The following is an 18,056-nucleotide window of genomic DNA, read 5'->3' as shown; positions in this document are numbered from 1 at the left end:
GGATCTCCGGTTACTGACCCAATGTCAGGGTTTTCATCATCATCGACTTAGTGGTGTTGAGCACTTCGACGTTGGCCTGATAGCTGCGGGAGGCGGAGATGGTGTTAACCATTTCACTCACCACATCGACGTTCGGCATCCGCACATAACCCTTAGCATCAGCCAACGGGTTGCCCGGTTGATAAACCATCCGCGCGGGCGCCGGGTCATCGACCACCTGCGAGACGCGCACGCCGCCGGTCTGCTGCCCTGGCGCCGCGGCCACTTCGAACACCACCTGCTTCGCGCGATAGGGTTCGCCATCCGGGCCGGTGACGCTATCGGCGTTGGCCATATTGCTGGCGCTGACGTTCATCCGCTGCGACTGGGCCGAGAGCGCCGAGCCGGAGATATCAAAAATATTGAGTAAAGACATTCGCCTTATCCTTGTTGCAGCACCGACATCATCCCTTTGATCTGACCGTTGAGCAGCGTCAGGTCGGTCTGATATTTCAGGCTGTTGTCAGCGAAGTTGGTGCGTTCGCGATCCATGTCCACCGTGTTGCCGTCCATCGACGGCTGGTCCGGCACCCGGAACAGCAGATCCAGCTCCGGCGGCTGCATGGTTTGCGCCGGAATATGGCGCGCCGCCGTCAGGTTAAGCGCCATGCCGTTGCCGTTTACCCGCCCCTGTTGCAGGACTTTATTCAGTTGGCTGGCGAAATCGATATCCCGCGCCTGATAGCCCGGCGTGTCTGCGTTGGCGATATTGGCGGCCAGTATTTCCTGGCGCTGGGCGCGCAGGTTCAGCGCCTCCTGGCCAAAACGCAGAGCAGCGTCCAGTTTGTCGAGCATGCTCCCTCCGCAAGGTTAGAATTTGGAGCCGACAGCATAAACGCCCCCTGCGCCAACCTATCGCGGGAATAGGGGCAAAATGGGGCGCTATTTATCTGTTTAGTCCCTCGGGGCAGCCGTTACACTTAACCCCTTTCCGGGTGGCGTGAGGGGAACGCGATGAAAAGTAAAATCCTGCTGGTCGGCCTGCTGTGCAGCCTGAGCGCCCGCGCCGACACGCTGGCGACGCAAATCGAAAGCTTCATTAAAAGCAAATTCAACGATAATGCCGTGCAGGTGAAAGTGCTGGTGCGCACGCCGCCCGCCCAGTGGCCGCCGTGTGAATTACCGCAGCTGTCGCTGCCGCCCAATGCGCGAATCGGCGGCAATATCAGCGTCTCTGCCCGCTGCGGGCAGGAGCGGCGGTTTATTCAGACCCAGGTGCAGGTATTTGGCCGTTATCTGACGGCGGCGCGCGGTATTAGCGGCGGAACGCCGCTGACCTCGGCGGATGTAGTGCTAAAATCAGGCAGGCTCGATACCCTGCCGCCGCGTACGCTGACCGACAGCAAGAAAGCGCTGGGCGCCGTGACGCTGCGAAATATCAGCCCAGGCCAACCGCTGACGCTGTCGATGCTGCGTCGCGCTTGGGTGATCAAAGCCGGTCAGCCGGTACAGGTCATGGCCGAGGGCGATGGCTTTAGCATCAGCGGTTCCGGTAAAGCAATGAATAACGCGGCAGCCGAAGATAGCGTGCGCGTGCGCATGGTTTCCGGCAAAATCGTCAGCGGTATCGCCGGGGAGGATGGCGCCATCCGTATTACGTTATAAAAAAGTAAAGGTTTGCCAGCCCCTGCCGATAACCCCATTAGAAACCCATTTTGGAGATGGACCATGAGTATCGATCGCACCCAGCGGTTACAGCCGGTTTCCACGGTGCAGCCGCGTGAAACCCCGGCCGACAACCCGCTTCAGCCGCGCAAGGCCACCGCGGCGGAAACCGCCGTTAGCGCCACCAAAGTGAAACTGAGCGATGCGCAGGCGCGGCTGATGCAGCCAGGCACCCAGGATATTGATATGAACCGGGTCGAGGCCATCAAACAGGCGATTCGTAGCGGCGAACTGAAAATGGACGCGGGCAAAATCGCCGACGCCCTGCTGCAGTATGCGCACAACGATATCCAGCGCCTTGCCGGTAGCAAAACAGATAAGGCCTGATGATGGACAGATTACGCACTCTGCTGGATAAACTGGCGGAAACCCTGCGGGCGCTGGATGACGTGCTGGCGCAAGAGCAACAGTTGCTGTGTGCGGATGAACTGCCCGGCGTAGCGCTGCAGCGCGTCACCGATAGCAAGAGTCAACTGCTGGCGACGGTAGCCTGGCTTGAACAACAGCGTCCGGCGCTGGAAGCTAACCTTGCGCTACGCGCGCCTTACCCCGGCCATGAAAGCTTCGGCGAAAGCTGGCGGCAGATCCAACAGTTAAGCCAGAGCCTGCGTGAAAAGAATCAGCATAACGGCCTGTTGCTCAATCAACAGATCGCCCATAACCAGCAGGCGCTGGCAATTCTTAGCAAGAATAATAAATCGCTGTACGGGCCGGATGGCCAGTCGCGCACCGCGAGTCTGCTGGGCCGTAAAATCGGCGTCTGAATTCCTTTCTCTGTATTTCCCCAATGGCGACGGTTACCCGTAGCGCCGTTTTTTGTCAGGTGGCGCTACGCTTACCTGACCTACGCCGGCATGTGATCTGTAGGCCCGCGCAAGCGTAGCGCCGCCGGGCAATAACCGCGGGTAACGAGCCATTTTCGCGCCGGATGGCGGCTGCGCCTTATCCGGCCTACGGTCTGTATTAATACAAAACTTTCCCCCGCGACTACTGATAATTAACGATAACCTGATTGGCAATCGCCCGCAGCGGCGGGTTTAACGGACCGCGGGTCTGTACGGAATAGACAAACCGCAGCGGCCCTTCTGCCGCCTCGCCTGCCAACGCGTGGCTGGTACCGCTGGCGCTGGTCAGCGGAATACAGCGATTCAGGCTACACAAATGCACCTGCAGCCCCGCCGGCTCCGCTGACAGCAGACGATAGCGCCAGCTAACGGTCTCGATTCGCGCATTGCCGCCGGGTAGCGTATTGGGCGGCAGCAGCGCGGCGGAAGAATCACTCATCCCGCCCTGTTCAAGAGTGACGCCGGGCCCTTCGGCAATCCATGAGCCCGACGCCGCGCCGGCGGCAACCGGCAATAAAAGGCACAATAAAGGAAGAAAGCGCGTCATCAGGCCTCTCCAATGGTTGAGGTCATGCGAATCTGGCGATCGTCGTTGATCTCCAGGTTGGAAAGCACCGCCATCTGCGGCAGGCTACGACGCAGGAAGCGCGCCAGTAGCGGGCGCAGCGCGTGGTTAACCAGCAGCACCGGCGGCGCGCTGAGCATCTCCTGGCGCTGCAGCGCCTGCCGCGCCTGCTCAAGCAGGCGGTCGGCAAGCCCCGGTTCGAGACCGCCGCCTCCCTGCAGCGCCTGTAGCAGCAGTCGTTCCAGTTGGGTATCCAGGCCGATAACCTGAATTTCGCCGTTGCCGGGGAACCACTGCTGGGCAATGGCCCGCCCCAGCGCCACGCGCACGACGGTGGTCAGCTCGTAAGGATCGCTTTGCGTCGGCGCATGCTCCGCCAGCGTCTCGATAATGGTACGCATATCGCGGATCGATACCCGCTCGGCCAGCAGGTTCTGCAACACCTTATGCAGCGTGGTCAGCGACACCACGCCCGGTACGAAATCTTCGGTCAGCTTCGGCATCTCCTGCGACACGCGGTCGAGCAGTTGCTGCGTCTCCTGGCGGCCAAACAGTTCGCTGGCGAACTGGCCGATGAGGTGGTTGAGATGGGTTGCCACCACCGTACTGGCCTCCACCACCGTATAGCCCTGGATTTGCGCCTGCTCGCGCAACGCGCTATCGATCCACACCGCCTCCAGACCGAAGGCCGGATCGATGGTTTTATCCCCCGCCAGCTCGCCGATGGCATTGCCGGGGTTAATCGCCAGCCAGCGCCCAGGCTGCGCTTCGCCGCTGCCGATTTCCACGCCTTTCATCAGAATGCGGTAGCGGGCGGGCGCCAGTTCGAGGTTATCGCGAATATGCACCACCGGCGGCAGATATCCCATCTCCTGGGCGAATTTCTTGCGGATCCCGCGGATTCGCCCCAGCAGCTCGCCATTTTGCTGAAAATCGACCATCGGGATTAGCCGGTAGCCCACTTCCATACCCAGCGGATCTTCCAACTGGACATCGGCCCAGCTGGCTTCCGCTGCCTGGGTATTCTCCTGCACGATGGGTTCGTCGGCGGCTTTCGGCGCCTGTTTTTCGCGCCCGCGCAGCCACCAGGCCAGCCCGAGCAGCGCGGCGGTAAACAGCAGGAAAACCAGGTTCGGCATCCCGGGCACCAGCCCCAGCAGCCCAAGTACCGCGGCACACAGCAGCATGACCTTTGGGTTATTGAATAGCTGGCCGACCATCTGTTCGCCGACATCCTGATCGGTCGCCACCCGGGTAACGATGACCCCGGCGGCGGTAGAGATCACCAGCGCCGGGATTTGCGCCACCAGCCCGTCGCCGATGGTCAGCAAGGTGTAGCTTTCCGCCGCCGCGCCCAGCTCCATACCGTGCTGCACCACGCCGACCAGCAGTCCGCCGACCACGTTAATCACCATAATCATTAACCCGGCGATGGCGTCGCCGCGGACAAACTTGCTGGCGCCGTCCATCGAACCGTAGAAATCGGCTTCCTGCGTGACTTCGGCGCGGCGTTTTTTCGCCTCTTCTTCGCCGATAAGCCCGGCGTTCATGTCGGCATCGATCGCCATTTGCTTACCCGGCATGCCGTCGAGCACGAAACGCGCCCCCACTTCGGCGATACGCCCGGCGCCTTTGGTGATAACCATGAAGTTGATCAGTACGAGAATGATAAACACCACGATACCGATGGCGAAATTACCGCCGACCAGGAAGTGACCGAAGGCCTCCACGACCCGCCCCGCGGCGGCGGCCCCGGTGTGCCCTTCCATCAAAATGATGCGCGTCGAGGCGACGTTGAGCGACAGGCGCAGTAGCGTCGAGAACAGCAGAATGGTCGGAAACGCGGCGAAGTCCAGCGTGCGCTGGGTAAACATCGCCACCAGCAGCACCATAATCGACAACGCGATATTGAAGGTGAAAAGCAGGTCGAGAATAAACGCCGGCAGCGGCAGCACCATCATCGACAAAATCAGCAGGATCAAGATTGGGCCTGCCAGAACCTGCCATTGTGTATCTTTAACATTCCCTGGCAAACGCAGCAGGGAGGCCAAATTAGCCATCAGAGTCACTCTCTTTTGCAAAATCCAGTGCTTCCGGCACCGGTAAACGTTGAGGTTTTTTCGGGATCAGACCGCCCTCGCGCCGCCAGCGGCGCAGCTGATAAACCCAGGCCAGCACTTCGGCGACCGCGGCATAGAGGGTGGCGGGAATATGCTGGCCGATCTCGCTATGGCGATAGAGCGCGCGGGCCAGCGGCGGCGCTTCGAGCATCGGGATACGGTGTTGCGCTCCCAGTTCGCGAATGCGCAGCGCAATCTCCCCCGCCCCTTTAGCCAGCACCTTCGGCGCGCTCATTTTTTTATCGTTGTACTGTAGGGCCACGGCATAGTGGGTCGGGTTAGTGACTATCACGTCCGCTTTCGGCACATCGGCCATCATCCGTCGCTGGGCAATCGCCCGCTGCTGTTGGCGGATCCGCCCTTTAACATGCGGGTCGCCTTCCTGATCTTTGAATTCGTCGCGAATATCCTGTTTGGTCATCTTCAGCTTTTTGAAGTGGCTCCACAGCTGATAAAAAACGTCAAATGCCACCATCGGCGTCAATCCGAGCACCACCAGAAATCCGCAATAGAGGATCATCTGCAGCGCATTGGCCAGCGCGTCGAGCGGCTGTTGGGTCATCAGATGCAGCATCGCCGCCCAGTTGTGCCACAGGTACAGCCCGGTTACCCAGCCGACCAGCGTGGCTTTGAGGATCCCTTTTAACAGCTCCGCCAGCACCTGGGTGGAGAACATGCGTTTCAGACCAGAAAGCGGATTCAGCCGTTTAAGATCGAATTTGAGCGACTTGGCGCTGAATAAAATGCCGCCAAGCAGCATCGGCGCGGCCAGCGCCACCAGCACCAACCCGGCCATTACCGGCAGCAATGCCAGCACCGCCTGACGCAGCAGCATTCCCAGCTGGCGCAGCATTTGTTTGTCATTGCTGACCATTCCGTGGTCGAAATGCAGACCCTGCGTCAGCATCTCCGCCAGTTGGCGAGTGATATTGCTGCCGGACATCAGGATAATGGCGAGCCCGGCCACCAGCATCAGCACCGAGGTCAGCTCGCGCGAGCGCGGGATCTGGCCCTCTTCACGCGCCTTCTCCAACCGGTGCGCGGTGGGGGCCTCGCTTTTTTCCAGATCGCTGTCTTCGGCCAAGCCTGCAGTTCCTGTGTCGGGAGGGTAAAGAATGGCGGTCAGCATGCCAAAAAATTGGCGAAGTCATTGGCGGAACAACGGCGAAAAAGAGGGGTTATTTCACGGATGAGGGAAAGGAGGCTGGGGCGCAGCATCCTGCGCCCCGCCTGGTCAGAAACCGAGACTATCGAGCAGATCGTCAACCTGCGCCTGGTTGGCGATAACGCCGACGCCGTTCTGATCAAGCTGCGGGCCGTTAAGCAGGCTATCGTTGGCCCGTTTCTCTTTCACCGGCGGTTCCGGCATGTTTTCCATCAGCACCATCAGTAGCTGCTTTTCAATTTCCTGCACCACGTCCATCATGCGCTTGATAACCTGACCGGTCAGGTCCTGGAAATCCTGCGCCATCATGATTTCCATCAGTTGGGCGTTGGTAAAGGATGTATGGCCCGGCACCTGTTCCAGATACTCACGGGTGTCGGTCACCAGCGCGCGCGCGTCGTCCAGTTCGATCGGATTGGCGAACCACTCATCCCAGCGCGATTTTAGCGCGCTGGCGCCGGACTCCAGTTCGGCCTGGCGCGGCTGCGCCGCCTCCACGCAGCTCAACGCCCGTTCCGCCGCCTGCGCCGTCATGGTGACAACGTAATCAAGGCGGTCGCGGGCATCCGGGATCGCCTCGGCCGCCTGGGCAATCGCCTGATCGAGCCCCAGCTCGCGCATGCTGTCGCGCAGCATGCGGGTGAGCTGGCCGATACGGGAGATTATCTCTCCCGCGGTCGCTGCATCGCTGGCAGGCATTGGAATCTCTCTCATCGCCCTCTCCTTACATGCCCAATTTTTCGAAAATCTTGTTGAGCTTTTCTTCCAGCGTCGCCGCCGTAAAAGGTTTCACCACATAACCGCTGGCGCCTGCCTGCGCGGCGGCAATAATATTTTCTTTTTTCGCTTCCGCCGTCACCATCAGTACCGGCATCGCCGCCAGCGCGGCATCGGCACGAATGGTTTGCAACAGTTCCAGACCGTCGACGTTGGGCATATTCCAGTCGGAGACCACGAAATCAAAGCTGCTGGCCCGCAGCTTATTGAGCGCGTCTGCGCCATCTTCCGCCTCTTCGACGTTGTTGAAACCGAGCTCTTTAAGCAAATTTCTGATGATACGACGCATGGTGGAAAAGTCGTCGACGACCAGAAAACGGAGATTCTTATCTGCCATTACTACCCCTGAACAGTGTCATTTTTAACTCACGTCACACCACGCCGCCGGGACATCCCGGCGGCGTGAAATTAAATTCGCAGCGCCTGGCCGCCGGCTATCTGCGCCAGCATGCGTTGGCTCATGCGCTCCAGCTCAACCACTTCGCTGACCCCGCCGCTGGCGATGGCCTCGCGCGGCATGCCGAACACCACGCAGCTCGCTTCGCTCTGCGCCAGGGTATAGGCCCCGGCGCGATGCATCTCCAGCATTCCCTGCGCGCCGTCGTTGCCCATGCCGGTGAGGATCACCCCCACCGCATTGCGCCCGGCGTGGCGGGCCACCGAGCGAAACAGCACATCCACCGATGGGCGATGGCGATTCACCGCCGGGCCGTCGTGCAGCTTGACCTGATAGTTAGCGCCGCTACGCGCCAGCTCCAGATGGCGATCCCCAGGCGCGATATAGGCGTGTCCCGGCAGCACGCGTTCGCCCTCTTCCGCCTCTTTCACCGTGATCTGGCACAGCTTGTTCAGCCGTTCGGCGAACGAGCGGGTAAATCCCGGCGGCATATGCTGGGTGATCAGCAGCGCCGGGCTGGTGGCCGGCAACGGTTGTAGCACTTGACGAATGGCTTCGGTGCCGCCGGTGGAAGCGCCAATGGCGATCAACTTCTCGCTGCTCAGTAGCGGTCCGTGGCTTAAAATAGCCGGCGGCTGGCCATTGGCGCGCTGCGGCAGCCGCGCCCGCGCGGCGGTGCGGATCTTTTCACCGATCAGTTCACTGTAGGCCAGCATGCCTTCGCGGATCCCGAGCTGCGGTTTGGTGACGAAATCCACCGCCCCCAGCTCCAGCGCGCGCAGGGTAATTTCCGAACCTTTACCGGTCAGCGACGAAACCATCACCACCGGCATCGGCCGCAGGCGCATCAGTTTTTCGAGGAAATCGAGGCCGTCCATGCGCGGCATTTCGACGTCCAGCGTCAGCACCTGCGGGTTAAATTTTTTGATCAGATCGCGTGCGACCAGCGGGTCCGGGGCCACCGCCACCATCTCCATATCGGCGTGGCCGTTGACGATCTCGGTCATCAGCTGGCGCATAAGGGCCGAATCATCAACACATAACACTCTGATTTTACTCATCACTTCTCCTTGGTCAGCCCATACACGGTCTGTCCACGCAGGTAGAAATCCCGGCTGATCTGGCTGAAATTCTCTGAGTGACCGGCAAACAGCAGCCCCCCCGGTTTAAGCAAGGGGACAAAGCGGCGCAGGATGCGCTCCTGCGTCGGCTTATCGAAATAGATCATCACGTTGCGGCAAAAAATCGCATCGAACGGTCCCGGTAGCGCCCACTCCGGCGCCAGCAGATTCAGCGGCTGGAAGTTGACCCGCGCCGCCAGTTCCTGACGCACGCGCACCAGCCCCTGATGCGGCCCGGTGCCGCGCAGAAAATAGCGCTGCATCTGGATTGGCGTCAGAGTGCGCAGATCGTCATGGCGATAAATCCCCGCTTCGGCTTTTTCCAGTACCTGGGTGTCAATATCGCTGGCCCAGACCTGGCAACTGCCCGCACGTTCCCCGAGCGCATCGCCGAGCGTAATGGCGATGGAATAAGGTTCTTCGCCGGTCGAGGCGGCGGTGCTCCACACGCTATAGTTCCCGGGACGCGAGCGCGCATGCTCCGCCAGAATCGGAAAGTGGTGCGCCTCGCGAAAAAAGGCCGTCAGGTTGGTGGTCAACGCATTGATAAACGCCTGCCACTCGGCGCTGTGCGGGTCGCTTTCCAGCAACGCCAGGTAGTCGCCGAAATCATGAATGCCCAGCAGACGCAAACGGCGCACCAGCCGGTTGTACACCATCTCGCGCTTATGCGCCGCCAGCACGATCCCGGCGCGCTGATAGATAAGCTGGCTGATGCGGCGAAAATGCGCGTCGGAGAGCGGCAGACGCTGGGCCATCTGCGCCAGCGCCGAGCCGCTTTCGCGCGGCGCGGTTGATGTTGTCTGCTTCATGCCGACGCACCGGCAAAATACGAGCGGTTTATGCGGTTTGACAATCCAGGGTCTCCTTTACCGTGGATGAGGTTTCCGGCGCGACGAAGTTGTCGTCCGCCAGACGGAATACCGCCACTGCATCGGCGAGGGTAATCGCCTGCTCTTCCAGCGCAGCGGCGGCGGAAGCCGATTCCACCACCAGGGCGGCGTTCTGTTGCGTCACCTGATCCATCTGGGTTACCGCCTGCGTCACCTGCTCAATGCCGCGGCTCTGCTCATCGGAGGCGGAGGCGATTTCGCCCATGATGTCGGTGACCCGGGTTACCGAGCGCACGATGTCCTGCATAGTGGCGCCGGAATTTTCCACCAGCACCGAGCCGTGTTTGACGCGGCTAACGGATTCGTCGATCAGCAGCTTAATTTCTTTTGCCGCCTGGGCGCTGCGGCTGGCCAGGTTGCGCACCTCACCGGCCACCACCGCAAAGCCGCGCCCCTGCTCACCGGCGCGCGCCGCCTCCACCGCCGCGTTGAGCGCCAGAATATTGGTCTGGAAGGCGATGCCGTCGATGACGCTGGTAATCGCGCCGATTTTTTGCGAACTGTTGGCGATGTCGTGCATCGTGGTGACCACATCATCCGCCAGCTCGCCGCCTTTGGCGGCGGTTGAAGAAGCATCACGCGCCAGCTGCGATGCCTGGCGGGCGTTATCGGCATTCTGTTTTACCGTCGCCGTTAGCTGCTCCATACTGGCGGCGGTTTCTTCCAGCGAAGCCGCCTGCTGTTCGGTGCGCGAGGAGAGATCGTTGTTGCCTTCTGAAATCTCCTGCAGGCCGATAAGAATCGACTCCGCACCGTCGCGCACCGCGCCGACGGTACCAATCAGCGACTGTTGCATGCGCTGCAGGCTGGCAAATAGCTGGCTGATTTCGTTGCGGCCATAGACCGCAATCGGTGCGGAAAGATCGCCGCTGGCTATACGTTCAAAGTGGCCGCGAATAATATTCAGCGGCTGCACCAGCATGGTTCGCAGCCACCACATCGCGCTGAGGGTGACCACCAAGAGCATCAGCACAGCCCCGGCAACCAACCAGATTGACCAGCCGTAGGCCCGCTGGCTGGAGGCGCTGGCTTCATCGGTCGTCGCCTTCGCCAGCTGCAGATATTGCACAAAGTCGGCCTCGAAGCGGTCCTGTATTTTCTGCGTCGGCTGGTCCATAAAGGCCTGCAGGTTGCGATTTTCGAGGAACACGATCAGCTCGCGCAGCGCGCCGCGCAGATTCTCGTAGCTGTCGCGCGTGGCATCGGCCAACTGCTGCTCCTGCTCATCCACGCGAGGCGTGTCGAGGAACTGGTTAAAGTAGAGATCGGCTTTTTGCAGCGAGCTGCGGGCGCCGCCCATCAGCGCATCCACCTGCTCCTGCGGCACCTTCAGCGCCGCGCGGGTACCGGCACGGTTAAGGGTATTTCGCGCCTGTAGCAGCGATACCCAGCTGAGGCTAAGCGCATCGCGCTGCTGGCTACTGACGGTAATACGTTCAAGATTGTGGTTGTCGGCGCGCAGCGCGACGTAAGAGAGCCCGGTGCTGATCAGTTGCATGATGCAAAAGGAGATCAGCAGCAGGAAAAGACTGGTAGAGATACGGATTCGGTTAAACATAGCAATCTCCTTGGTAGCCGGTCTTGGCCGGCTTACAACGCAAGAGAGGCCGCCGCGTGTAGGGATGCGGCGGCCGGTACCCGTTAGAACGTCTCCCAGTTATCCTGGTAGTCGCTGGCGCTGGTTTTTTTATGCGTAGCGATGGCGGCAGGCGCGGTTTTATTGCTGACCGGCGCTTTATACTCTTCCTGCCCTTCCGACTTCAGACGGAAGACGGCAACCGACTGCGTCAGCAAGCTGGCTTGCTCTTCCAGCGCGGCGGCGGCGGAGGCCGACTCTTCCACCAGCGAGGCGTTCTGCTGGGTGACGCGATCCATTTCCGCTACCGCCTGGCCGACCTGGTCGATACCGCGGCTCTGCTCATCGGAAGCAGAGGCGATTTCGCCCATGATGTCGGTCACGCGGGTGACCGCATTGACGATGTCGCCCATGGTGTCGCCGGCGCTTTCCACCAGTACCGAGCCCATATCCACGCGGTTGACCGAGTCCTCGATCAGCGCTTTGATCTCTTTGGCCGCCTGGGCGCTGCGCTGCGCCAGGTTGCGGACTTCGCCCGCCACGACCGCGAAGCCGCGACCCTGTTCACCAGCGCGCGCCGCTTCTACCGCGGCGTTAAGCGCCAGGATGTTGGTCTGGAAGGCGATACCGTCGATAACGCCGGTGATATCGGCAATTTTCTGCGAGCTGCTGGCGATGTCGTGCATGGTTTCCACCACGTTAGCCACCACTTTGCCGCCCTTCTGCGCTGTTTCGGAGGCGCTCAGCGCCAGCTGGCTAGCCTGACGCGCGTTTTCGGCGTTCTGTTTCACCGTCGCCGTCAGCTGTTCCATACTAGCGGCAGTCTCTTCCAGCGATGCCGCCTGCTGTTCGGTGCGCGAAGAGAGATCGTTATTCCCGGCGGCGATTTCCGATGCGCCGCTATAGATGGCATCCGCCCCCTGACGCACGCCGCTTACCGTTTCGATAAGCTCGTTCTGCATGTGCTTGAGGCTGGCGGCCAGCACGCCGATTTCATTACGGCTGGTCACCGGGATAGGCTGGGTCAGGTCGCCGGAGGCAATACGTTTAATGTGTTCAATCATGCGGTTCAGCGGGCGCACCAGGATATGGTGGATGCCCATCCACACGCCGACGATCGCCGCCAGCACCACGATGATGACCACAATTAAGGTCCAGATCGCCGAGCTATAAGAGCTGTTGCTACCGTCAACGGCGATTTGGTACAGCTTGCCGTTTTGCTGCAGATAGGCGTTATAAGTCTGCTCGAAATCGTCCTGGTATTTTTGCGTCGGCTGGTCGAAGAAGGCGTTGATTTTACCCTCGCCCAGCAGCTGGATCAGCTCCGACAGCGCGCCGTACAGGATGCCATACTGCTGCTTAAGCTTTTCCGTCGCCTGCGGATCCTGACGCGGGTCCTGCGGGATTTTTTCATAGGCGGCGTAGTTACGTTCGGCGCGCGCCAGCTCTTCTTTCGCTTTCGCCAGCAGCTCGTCGATAGTCGCGCCGCTGCCGATTTTGTTGGTATCCATCATGTAGCGGATCCCTGCGCGGTTCAGGGAGTTACGCGCCTGCAGCAGATCGACCCGGCTTTCACTTAGCAGCAACTGCTGCTGACGGATGGTTTGCAGAACGGTGAAGTTCTCTTTATCGCTTTTCAGCGACGAAAAAAACAGACCGCCCGAAATCAGCTGCAATGCGCCAAATAGCACCAGCACTAATAAGAGACTGGTGACGACCTTAATACGATTAAACATGTTTCCCCTTCCTGGAAGCCTGAACGGCCAGGCTTTACGTATGTGACTGAAAGGGTTATCGGCGCGCGGGAGGGGAACTTTATGCCAGGCGAGGACTATTTTTACCGGGCGCGGCAGAGCGCGCCCGGTAGATTAGTGGCTTTTGGCGACGTTATCGACCAGCGCCATCTCTTCGCTGCTGAGCAGCTTTTCGATATCGACGAGAATCAACATGCGTTCGCCGAGCGCGCCAAGACCGGTGAGATACTCGGTCGCCAGCGTCACCGCGAATTCCGGCGCCGGGCGGATCTGTTCAGCGGTGAGAGACAGCACGTCGGAGACGCCGTCGACCACAATCCCCACCACCCGCAGGCCGAAGTTAAGCACGATAACCACCGTGTTTTCATCATAAGAGACGCCCTGCTGGGCGAATTTTACCCGCAGGTCGATAATCGGCACGATCACCCCGCGCAGATTGGTGACACCTTTGATGAAATCCGGGGTGTTGGCGATACGCGTCACCTGGTCATAGCCGCGGATTTCCTGCACTTTCAGAATATCGATGCCGTATTCTTCATTACCGAGGGTAAAAATTAAAAACTCCTGACCTACCGTTTCGCCAGCCAATTTGCTGACGGTTGCTAATCCTGCCATGGTCTGCACCTGTTAATTTTATGAGATGAGTCGTTATGCGGCCGCTGCGCTCAGCAGCTTTTCCCGGTTGAGCATTTGCAGCGCCGACACGTCGACGATCAGCGCCACGCTGCCGTCGCCGAGGATCGTCGCCGCGGAAATTCCCGGCACTTTGCGATAATTGCTTTCCAGGTTTTTCACCACTACCTGATGCTGGCCAATCAGTTGATCCACCAGCAGCGCGTAGCGGCGGCCGGCGCTTTGCAGAATCACCACGATGCCCTGAGTAGCCTCGGTTTTAGCCCCGGCGACGTCAAACACCCGGTAGAGCTCCACCAGCGGTAGATACTCACCGCGAACCTGCAGCATCCGCTCGCCGCCGGCCATCGGATGCAGGTCTTCGGCCTGCGGCTGCAGCGATTCCATCACCGCGTTGAGCGGCAGAATAAAGACCTCTTCATTGACCTTGACCGACATGCCGTCGAGGATGGCGAGCGTTAGCGGCAGCAAAATACGAATCGAGGTTCCTTTGCCCGCGCGGGAATGGATTTCAACGTGACCGCCCATCTCCTGGATGTTCCGTTTCACGACGTCCATGCCGACGCCGCGGCCAGAGACGTCGGTCACCTGTTCCGCGGTCGAAAAGCCCGGCGCGAAAATGAGCATTCCGACCTCTTCATCACTCATGCTGTCGCTGACCGCCAGCCCCTGCGCCGCCGCTTTGGCGAGAATTTTTTCGCGATTGAGTCCGGCGCCGTCATCGATCACTTCGATGCAGATATTGCCGCCCTGATGTTCAGCGGAAAGAATCAGATTGCCCACCTCAGACTTACCTGCCGCCAGACGGGTTTGCGGATCTTCAATACCGTGGTCGAGGCTATTACGCACCAGGTGGGTTAACGGGTCGATAATGCGCTCGATCAGGCTCTTATCAAGTTCGGTAGAGCTGCCCTGTAGCGTCAGTTCCACCTGCTTATTGAGCTTGCCGGCCAGGTCGCGCACCAGCCGCGGGTAGCGGCTGAATACATATTCCATCGGCATCATGCGAATCGACATCACCGATTCCTGCAGGTCGCGAGCGTTACGTTCCAGCTGGCTCATGCTATTGAGCAGATCGCCATGGGTTACCGGATCCAGGTTACCTGAGCGCTGCGCCAGCATGGACTGGGTGATCACCAGTTCGCCGACGAGGTTAATCAACTGGTCAACTTTCTCCACCGCCACGCGAATGCTGGTCGATTCGCTGGCCTTCGCTCTCGGCGCTTTAGGCGGCTCGACGGCAGCAGGCTGCGGTTGGACGACCGGCGACGGCACAGCTTCAGCCGACGGCGATGGTTTAGCGGCAGTGGTTGGCGGCGTGGTAAAGCTGATCTGTTCCGGCTCAAGAACGAAACAGAGCACCGCGCAGATATCCTCTTCGCTGGCGGTGGTCAGCAGGGTCACCTCAAGGCTATTGTCAGTTTGCAGGGGATCCTGAACCTCGCCGAGGTTGCCAAGCTCTTCCAGCATCAGCGGAATTTCATTGGCTTTAAGCCCGGTTAAGCTCACGCGCATACCGCCGGCGATGGCCGTCGGCGCAGGCTGGGCCACGACGGGCGGCGCGGCAGGCGCGTCCTGCTGCTGCGCTTCCAGCGCCAGCTGCCGCAGCGCCTGGCAGATATAGTCAAAGCTCTCAGCGTCAGGCTGCTGCGAGGTTTTATAGGCGTCCAGTTGCTCCTGCATAATATCTTTGGTTTCCAGAAACAGATTGATAATTTCGGTGCTCAAGCGCATCTCCTCGCGCCGGGCGCCGTCGAGCAGGTTCTCCAGCAGATGGGTGGTTTCCTGCAATACGGAAAAGCCAAACGTCGCCGCGCCGCCTTTGATCGAGTGCGCCGCGCGAAAAATAGCGTTTAGCGGTTCGATATCGGGGGCCTGCGGATCCAGCTCCAGCAGGTGTTGCTCCATGTCTGCCAGCAGCTCATCTGCTTCATCAAAAAAAGTCTGATAAAAAGCGCTAATATCCATGCTCATGGGGTCACCTCAGGGTGTGAATCGCGGTTAACCGGCGCGGGCGCGACCAGCTTTGGCAGCGCATCCGGCTGGCTAATCTCCAGCGCATTGCTTTCGCCATTTTCATGTTCGATGCTCTGCTGGGTCTCTTTGTTAAGCACCAGTACGGTAATGCGGCGGTTGATGGCATCATCAGCGCCGTGCTGCTTCAGGCTCATGGTTGCCGCCATACCGACCACCCGAAGCACCTTCCCTTCCGCCAGGCCGCCGGCAATCAGCTCGCGGCGCGAGGCGTTGGCGCGATCCGCCGACAGCTCCCAGTTGCTGTAACCGCGTTCGCCGCTGGCGTAGGGGATGTCATCGGTATGCCCGGAGAGGCTTATCTTGTTCGGCAAATCATTGAGGATTGGCGCAATCGCTCGCAGGATATCGCGCATATAGCTTTCAACCTGAGCGCTACCGGTTTTAAACATCGGGCGATTCTGGCTATCGATAATCTGAATGCGCAGGCCTTCGTCCATCATGTTGATCAGCAGATGCGGACGAAGTGCCTTCAGGCGCGGGTCTGACTCAATCAACTGATCGAGCTTGTCACGCAGTTTGTTAAGCCGTAGCTCTTCGGCGCGTTTATCCGCGGTATTGATCTGCTTGCTGACCAACCCGACTTCACGGGTCGGGTCTTCGCCGCCGCCGGGGATCGGGCTGCTTTCCGAGCTGCTTTTATCGCCGCTGGTCAGCGCCACTTTCAGCGGCGTACGGAAATATTCGGCTATTTGCGTCAGTTCCTGCGGGCTGGCGATCGCCAGCAGCCACATCACCAGAAAGAAGGCCATCATCGCCGTCATAAAATCGGCATAGGCAATCTTCCACGAGCCGCCGTGATGCGCAGGCTGGTGCGATTTTCGTTTTCTGACCAGTACCACCGGGTGATTATGTTTCATGCTTCTTCGCTTTCCGTCGCCTGCGCGGCGGGCGCTTTGACCTGGCGCACGTGCTCTTCGAGCTCAACAAACGACGGGCGCTCGGTGGTGTATAACGTTTTGCGGCCAAATTCGACGGCGATTTGCGGCGCGTAGCCGTTGAGGCTGGAGAGCAGCGTCACCTTGATGCACTGCATCATCTTGACGGTCTCGGCGCTTTTTTGCCGCAGCAGCGTGGATAGTGGCGAGATAAATCCATAGGCCAGCAGAATGCCGAGGAAAGTCCCCACCATCGCGTTGGCGATAAGCGCCCCGAGCTCCGCCGCCGGGCGGTCCGCCGAGGCCAGCGCATGCACCACCCCCATTACCGCCGCGACAATACCAAATGCCGGCAGAGAGTCGCCGACCATCGCCAGGCTGCCGGCGGGCACTTCGCTCTCCTGTTCGAAGGTTTCGATCTCTTCGTCCATCAGCGCTTCAATTTCAAAAGCATTCATGTTGCCGCTCACCATCAGGCGTAAATAATCGGTTATGAACTCCACCAGATGGTTATCGGCAAGGATGCGCGGATAATTAGCGAAAATTTCACTTTCCTGAGGATTGTCGATATCGAACTCAAGCGACAACATCCCCTGTTGACGGGATTTAGCGAGCAGCAGGAACAGCAGCGCCATGAGATCCATATACAGCGCCTTGCTGTATTTGGAGCGACGTACCATTTTGGGCAACGCCCGCAGCGTAGATTTGATGGCTTTGCCGTTGTTGCCGACGATAAACGCGCCGATGCCGGCGCCGCCGATAATCAGGAATTCCGCCGGCTGGTACAGCGCGCCAAGGTGGCCGCCCACCAGCAAATAACCGCCAAATACCGCTCCCAGGACCACGAGATAACCCAATATCACTAGCACACGCATACCTCAAATTAACAATGTGGATGGCGGGCGAGGCAAACGCGCCCTGGCGTACACCAGGCGGGGAATGGGGGGCGGCATGCCGCCCCTGCGTATTACACGTCGAAATGGATTGCCGTAAGTCGTCGGAACGGCGACTTACATGACGCGTTTAGCCTGCTCGTCCAGCAGTTGAGAGGTTATATCGGCCAGTTGCGGAGAAAGTTTACGTCTTTTTACGGCGCGTGAAGGCGGTTGGCATAATGTGCAGACGAAATCGTGCTGCGGATGATGCGCGTGGGTGATAAATGAGCCGCCGCAGCTATTGCAGGCGGAGAGCTGCAGCATACCGCTATCAACAAAGCGCACCAGCGTCCAGGCGCGGGTCAACGCCAGTAGCGGCGCTTCGCCCGCTTCTTGCGGACACTGTTCGAGATACAGGCGATAGGCTTTGATCACCGCTTCCACTCCGCTGCATTTACCGCTCTTCAGCAGGAACAAATAGGCGTTGTAGAACATCGACGAATGAATATTCTGCTCCCAGGTCATGAACCAATCGGTCGAGAACGGCAGCATCCCTTTCGGCGGCGGGCTTCCGCGCAGCTCCTTGTAAAGTTTGATTAAGCGCCCACGGCTGAGCTGAGTTTCACTCTCCAGCATCTGCAGACGCGCGCCGAGAGATATCAGCTCCATGGCGAGCTGAATATCCTTCGCTTCCTGAACAATACTTTTCTCAGCCATTA

The 18,056-nt window shown here is 59.6% G+C and carries 19 protein-coding genes; 3 read left to right on the top strand and 16 right to left on the bottom strand.

Annotated features, from left to right (window positions below):
- Window positions 1-10: 10 nt before the first annotated feature.
- Together flgC and flgB are read right to left on the bottom strand one after the other, a co-directional pair.
- On the bottom strand, window positions 11-415 hold the full coding sequence (flgC, locus tag PGR79_RS20810; RefSeq protein WP_015367329.1) for a flagellar basal body rod protein FlgC: 405 nt from the start codon (window positions 413-415) through the stop codon (window positions 11-13).
- 5 nt (window positions 416-420) lie between these two features.
- Entirely contained in the window at window positions 421-834 is a 414-nt protein-coding gene (gene flgB, locus PGR79_RS20805; protein WP_015367330.1) for a flagellar basal body rod protein FlgB, read from the bottom strand.
- Between the two features lie 159 nt (window positions 835-993).
- Here flgB and flgA point away from each other — a divergent pair, with 159 nt between their 5' ends.
- From flgA to PGR79_RS20790, 3 genes are all read left to right on the top strand, one after another.
- The gene (flgA, locus tag PGR79_RS20800) at window positions 994-1,644 is read left to right on the top strand and encodes a flagellar basal body P-ring formation chaperone FlgA (RefSeq protein WP_113374263.1); all 651 of its coding nucleotides are present in this window, start codon (window positions 994-996) and stop codon (window positions 1,642-1,644) included.
- 63 nt (window positions 1,645-1,707) lie between these two features.
- Entirely contained in the window at window positions 1,708-2,031 is a 324-nt protein-coding gene (flgM, locus tag PGR79_RS20795; RefSeq protein WP_430922438.1) for a flagellar biosynthesis anti-sigma factor FlgM, read from the top strand.
- Window positions 2,032-2,033: 2 nt separating this feature from the next.
- Complete coding sequence (locus PGR79_RS20790) at window positions 2,034-2,468, top strand: flagella synthesis protein FlgN (protein WP_162750210.1); 435 nt, start codon at window positions 2,034-2,036, stop codon at window positions 2,466-2,468.
- Between the two features lie 223 nt (window positions 2,469-2,691).
- Here PGR79_RS20790 and PGR79_RS20785 read toward each other — a convergent pair whose 3' ends face one another.
- From PGR79_RS20785 to flhC, 14 genes are all read right to left on the bottom strand, one after another.
- Entirely contained in the window at window positions 2,692-3,096 is a 405-nt protein-coding gene (locus tag PGR79_RS20785; protein WP_045397788.1) for a flagellar protein FlhE, read from the bottom strand.
- Complete coding sequence (gene flhA / locus PGR79_RS20780; RefSeq protein WP_113374264.1) at window positions 3,096-5,174, bottom strand: flagellar biosynthesis protein FlhA; 2,079 nt, start codon at window positions 5,172-5,174, stop codon at window positions 3,096-3,098. The genes PGR79_RS20785 and flhA overlap by 1 nt, the downstream gene beginning before the upstream one ends.
- Window positions 5,167-6,318 carry a flagellar biosynthesis protein FlhB gene (flhB, locus tag PGR79_RS20775; RefSeq protein ID WP_063410449.1) on the bottom strand — a complete coding sequence of 384 codons (1,152 nt, stop codon included), beginning with the start codon at window positions 6,316-6,318 and terminating at the stop codon, window positions 5,167-5,169. The genes flhA and flhB overlap by 8 nt, the downstream gene beginning before the upstream one ends.
- A 150-nt stretch (window positions 6,319-6,468) precedes the next feature.
- Window positions 6,469-7,113 carry a protein phosphatase CheZ gene (cheZ, locus tag PGR79_RS20770; protein WP_113374265.1) on the bottom strand — a complete coding sequence of 215 codons (645 nt, stop codon included), beginning with the start codon at window positions 7,111-7,113 and terminating at the stop codon, window positions 6,469-6,471.
- 10 nt (window positions 7,114-7,123) lie between these two features.
- The gene (cheY, locus tag PGR79_RS20765; RefSeq protein ID WP_015367338.1) at window positions 7,124-7,513 is read right to left on the bottom strand and encodes a chemotaxis response regulator CheY; all 390 of its coding nucleotides are present in this window, start codon (window positions 7,511-7,513) and stop codon (window positions 7,124-7,126) included.
- 71 nt (window positions 7,514-7,584) lie between these two features.
- On the bottom strand, window positions 7,585-8,634 hold the full coding sequence (locus PGR79_RS20760; RefSeq protein WP_045397782.1) for a protein-glutamate methylesterase/protein-glutamine glutaminase: 1,050 nt from the start codon (window positions 8,632-8,634) through the stop codon (window positions 7,585-7,587).
- A complete protein-coding gene (gene cheR / locus PGR79_RS20755; RefSeq protein ID WP_113374266.1) occupies window positions 8,634-9,506 on the bottom strand; it encodes a protein-glutamate O-methyltransferase CheR in 873 nt (290 codons plus the stop codon). The genes PGR79_RS20760 and cheR overlap by 1 nt, the downstream gene beginning before the upstream one ends.
- A gap of 28 nt (window positions 9,507-9,534) precedes the next feature.
- Complete coding sequence (locus PGR79_RS20750; protein ID WP_047065479.1) at window positions 9,535-11,145, bottom strand: methyl-accepting chemotaxis protein; 1,611 nt, start codon at window positions 11,143-11,145, stop codon at window positions 9,535-9,537.
- Window positions 11,146-11,228: 83 nt separating this feature from the next.
- Window positions 11,229-12,899, bottom strand: a complete 1,671-nt coding sequence (locus PGR79_RS20745) for a methyl-accepting chemotaxis protein (protein WP_047065481.1) — start codon at window positions 12,897-12,899, stop codon at window positions 11,229-11,231.
- 132 nt (window positions 12,900-13,031) lie between these two features.
- Window positions 13,032-13,532 carry a chemotaxis protein CheW gene (gene cheW / locus PGR79_RS20740; RefSeq protein ID WP_087858109.1) on the bottom strand — a complete coding sequence of 167 codons (501 nt, stop codon included), beginning with the start codon at window positions 13,530-13,532 and terminating at the stop codon, window positions 13,032-13,034.
- A 33-nt stretch (window positions 13,533-13,565) separates the two neighbouring features.
- Complete coding sequence (gene cheA, locus PGR79_RS20735) at window positions 13,566-15,524, bottom strand: chemotaxis protein CheA (protein ID WP_087858110.1); 1,959 nt, start codon at window positions 15,522-15,524, stop codon at window positions 13,566-13,568.
- Window positions 15,521-16,444 (bottom strand): flagellar motor protein MotB, encoded by a 924-nt coding sequence (gene motB / locus PGR79_RS20730; RefSeq protein ID WP_042892855.1) that lies wholly within the window; start codon window positions 16,442-16,444, stop codon window positions 15,521-15,523. Before motB ends, cheA begins: the two co-directional genes overlap by 4 nt.
- On the bottom strand, window positions 16,441-17,331 hold the full coding sequence (motA, locus tag PGR79_RS20725; RefSeq protein WP_015704927.1) for a flagellar motor stator protein MotA: 891 nt from the start codon (window positions 17,329-17,331) through the stop codon (window positions 16,441-16,443). Before motA ends, motB begins: the two co-directional genes overlap by 4 nt.
- Before the next feature lie 141 nt (window positions 17,332-17,472).
- The gene (flhC, locus tag PGR79_RS20720; protein WP_045397765.1) at window positions 17,473-18,054 is read right to left on the bottom strand and encodes a flagellar transcriptional regulator FlhC; all 582 of its coding nucleotides are present in this window, start codon (window positions 18,052-18,054) and stop codon (window positions 17,473-17,475) included.
- Window positions 18,055-18,056 lie beyond the last annotated feature (2 nt).

The organism is Klebsiella sp. 141161, from assembly GCF_050600815.1.
Taxonomy (GTDB): domain Bacteria; phylum Pseudomonadota; class Gammaproteobacteria; order Enterobacterales; family Enterobacteriaceae; genus Klebsiella; species Klebsiella aerogenes.
This window is presented reverse-complemented; position numbering and strand designations above follow the sequence as displayed.

What these genes read in the sequence shown, in the direction of transcription:
- flgC (WP_015367329.1), bottom strand. Translation starts at nt 415, where the DNA reads ATGTCTTTACTCAATATTTTTGATATCTCCGGCTCGGCGCTCTCGGCC.
- flgB (WP_015367330.1), bottom strand. Translation starts at nt 834, where the DNA reads ATGCTCGACAAACTGGACGCTGCTCTGCGTTTTGGCCAGGAGGCGCTG.
- flgA (WP_113374263.1), top strand. Translation starts at nt 994, where the DNA reads ATGAAAAGTAAAATCCTGCTGGTCGGCCTGCTGTGCAGCCTGAGCGCC.
- flgM (WP_430922438.1), top strand. Translation starts at nt 1,708, where the DNA reads ATGAGTATCGATCGCACCCAGCGGTTACAGCCGGTTTCCACGGTGCAG.
- PGR79_RS20790 (WP_162750210.1), top strand. Translation starts at nt 2,034, where the DNA reads ATGGACAGATTACGCACTCTGCTGGATAAACTGGCGGAAACCCTGCGG.
- PGR79_RS20785 (WP_045397788.1), bottom strand. Translation starts at nt 3,096, where the DNA reads ATGACGCGCTTTCTTCCTTTATTGTGCCTTTTATTGCCGGTTGCCGCC.
- flhA (WP_113374264.1), bottom strand. Translation starts at nt 5,174, where the DNA reads ATGGCTAATTTGGCCTCCCTGCTGCGTTTGCCAGGGAATGTTAAAGAT.
- cheZ (WP_113374265.1), bottom strand. Translation starts at nt 7,113, where the DNA reads ATGAGAGAGATTCCAATGCCTGCCAGCGATGCAGCGACCGCGGGAGAG.
- cheY (WP_015367338.1), bottom strand. Translation starts at nt 7,513, where the DNA reads ATGGCAGATAAGAATCTCCGTTTTCTGGTCGTCGACGACTTTTCCACC.
- PGR79_RS20760 (WP_045397782.1), bottom strand. Translation starts at nt 8,634, where the DNA reads ATGAGTAAAATCAGAGTGTTATGTGTTGATGATTCGGCCCTTATGCGC.
- cheR (WP_113374266.1), bottom strand. Translation starts at nt 9,506, where the DNA reads ATGAAGCAGACAACATCAACCGCGCCGCGCGAAAGCGGCTCGGCGCTG.
- PGR79_RS20750 (WP_047065479.1), bottom strand. Translation starts at nt 11,145, where the DNA reads ATGTTTAACCGAATCCGTATCTCTACCAGTCTTTTCCTGCTGCTGATC.
- PGR79_RS20745 (WP_047065481.1), bottom strand. Translation starts at nt 12,899, where the DNA reads ATGTTTAATCGTATTAAGGTCGTCACCAGTCTCTTATTAGTGCTGGTG.
- cheW (WP_087858109.1), bottom strand. Translation starts at nt 13,532, where the DNA reads ATGGCAGGATTAGCAACCGTCAGCAAATTGGCTGGCGAAACGGTAGGT.
- cheA (WP_087858110.1), bottom strand. Translation starts at nt 15,524, where the DNA reads ATGAGCATGGATATTAGCGCTTTTTATCAGACTTTTTTTGATGAAGCA.
- motB (WP_042892855.1), bottom strand. Translation starts at nt 16,444, where the DNA reads ATGAAACATAATCACCCGGTGGTACTGGTCAGAAAACGAAAATCGCAC.
- flhC (WP_045397765.1), bottom strand. Translation starts at nt 18,054, where the DNA reads ATGGCTGAGAAAAGTATTGTTCAGGAAGCGAAGGATATTCAGCTCGCC.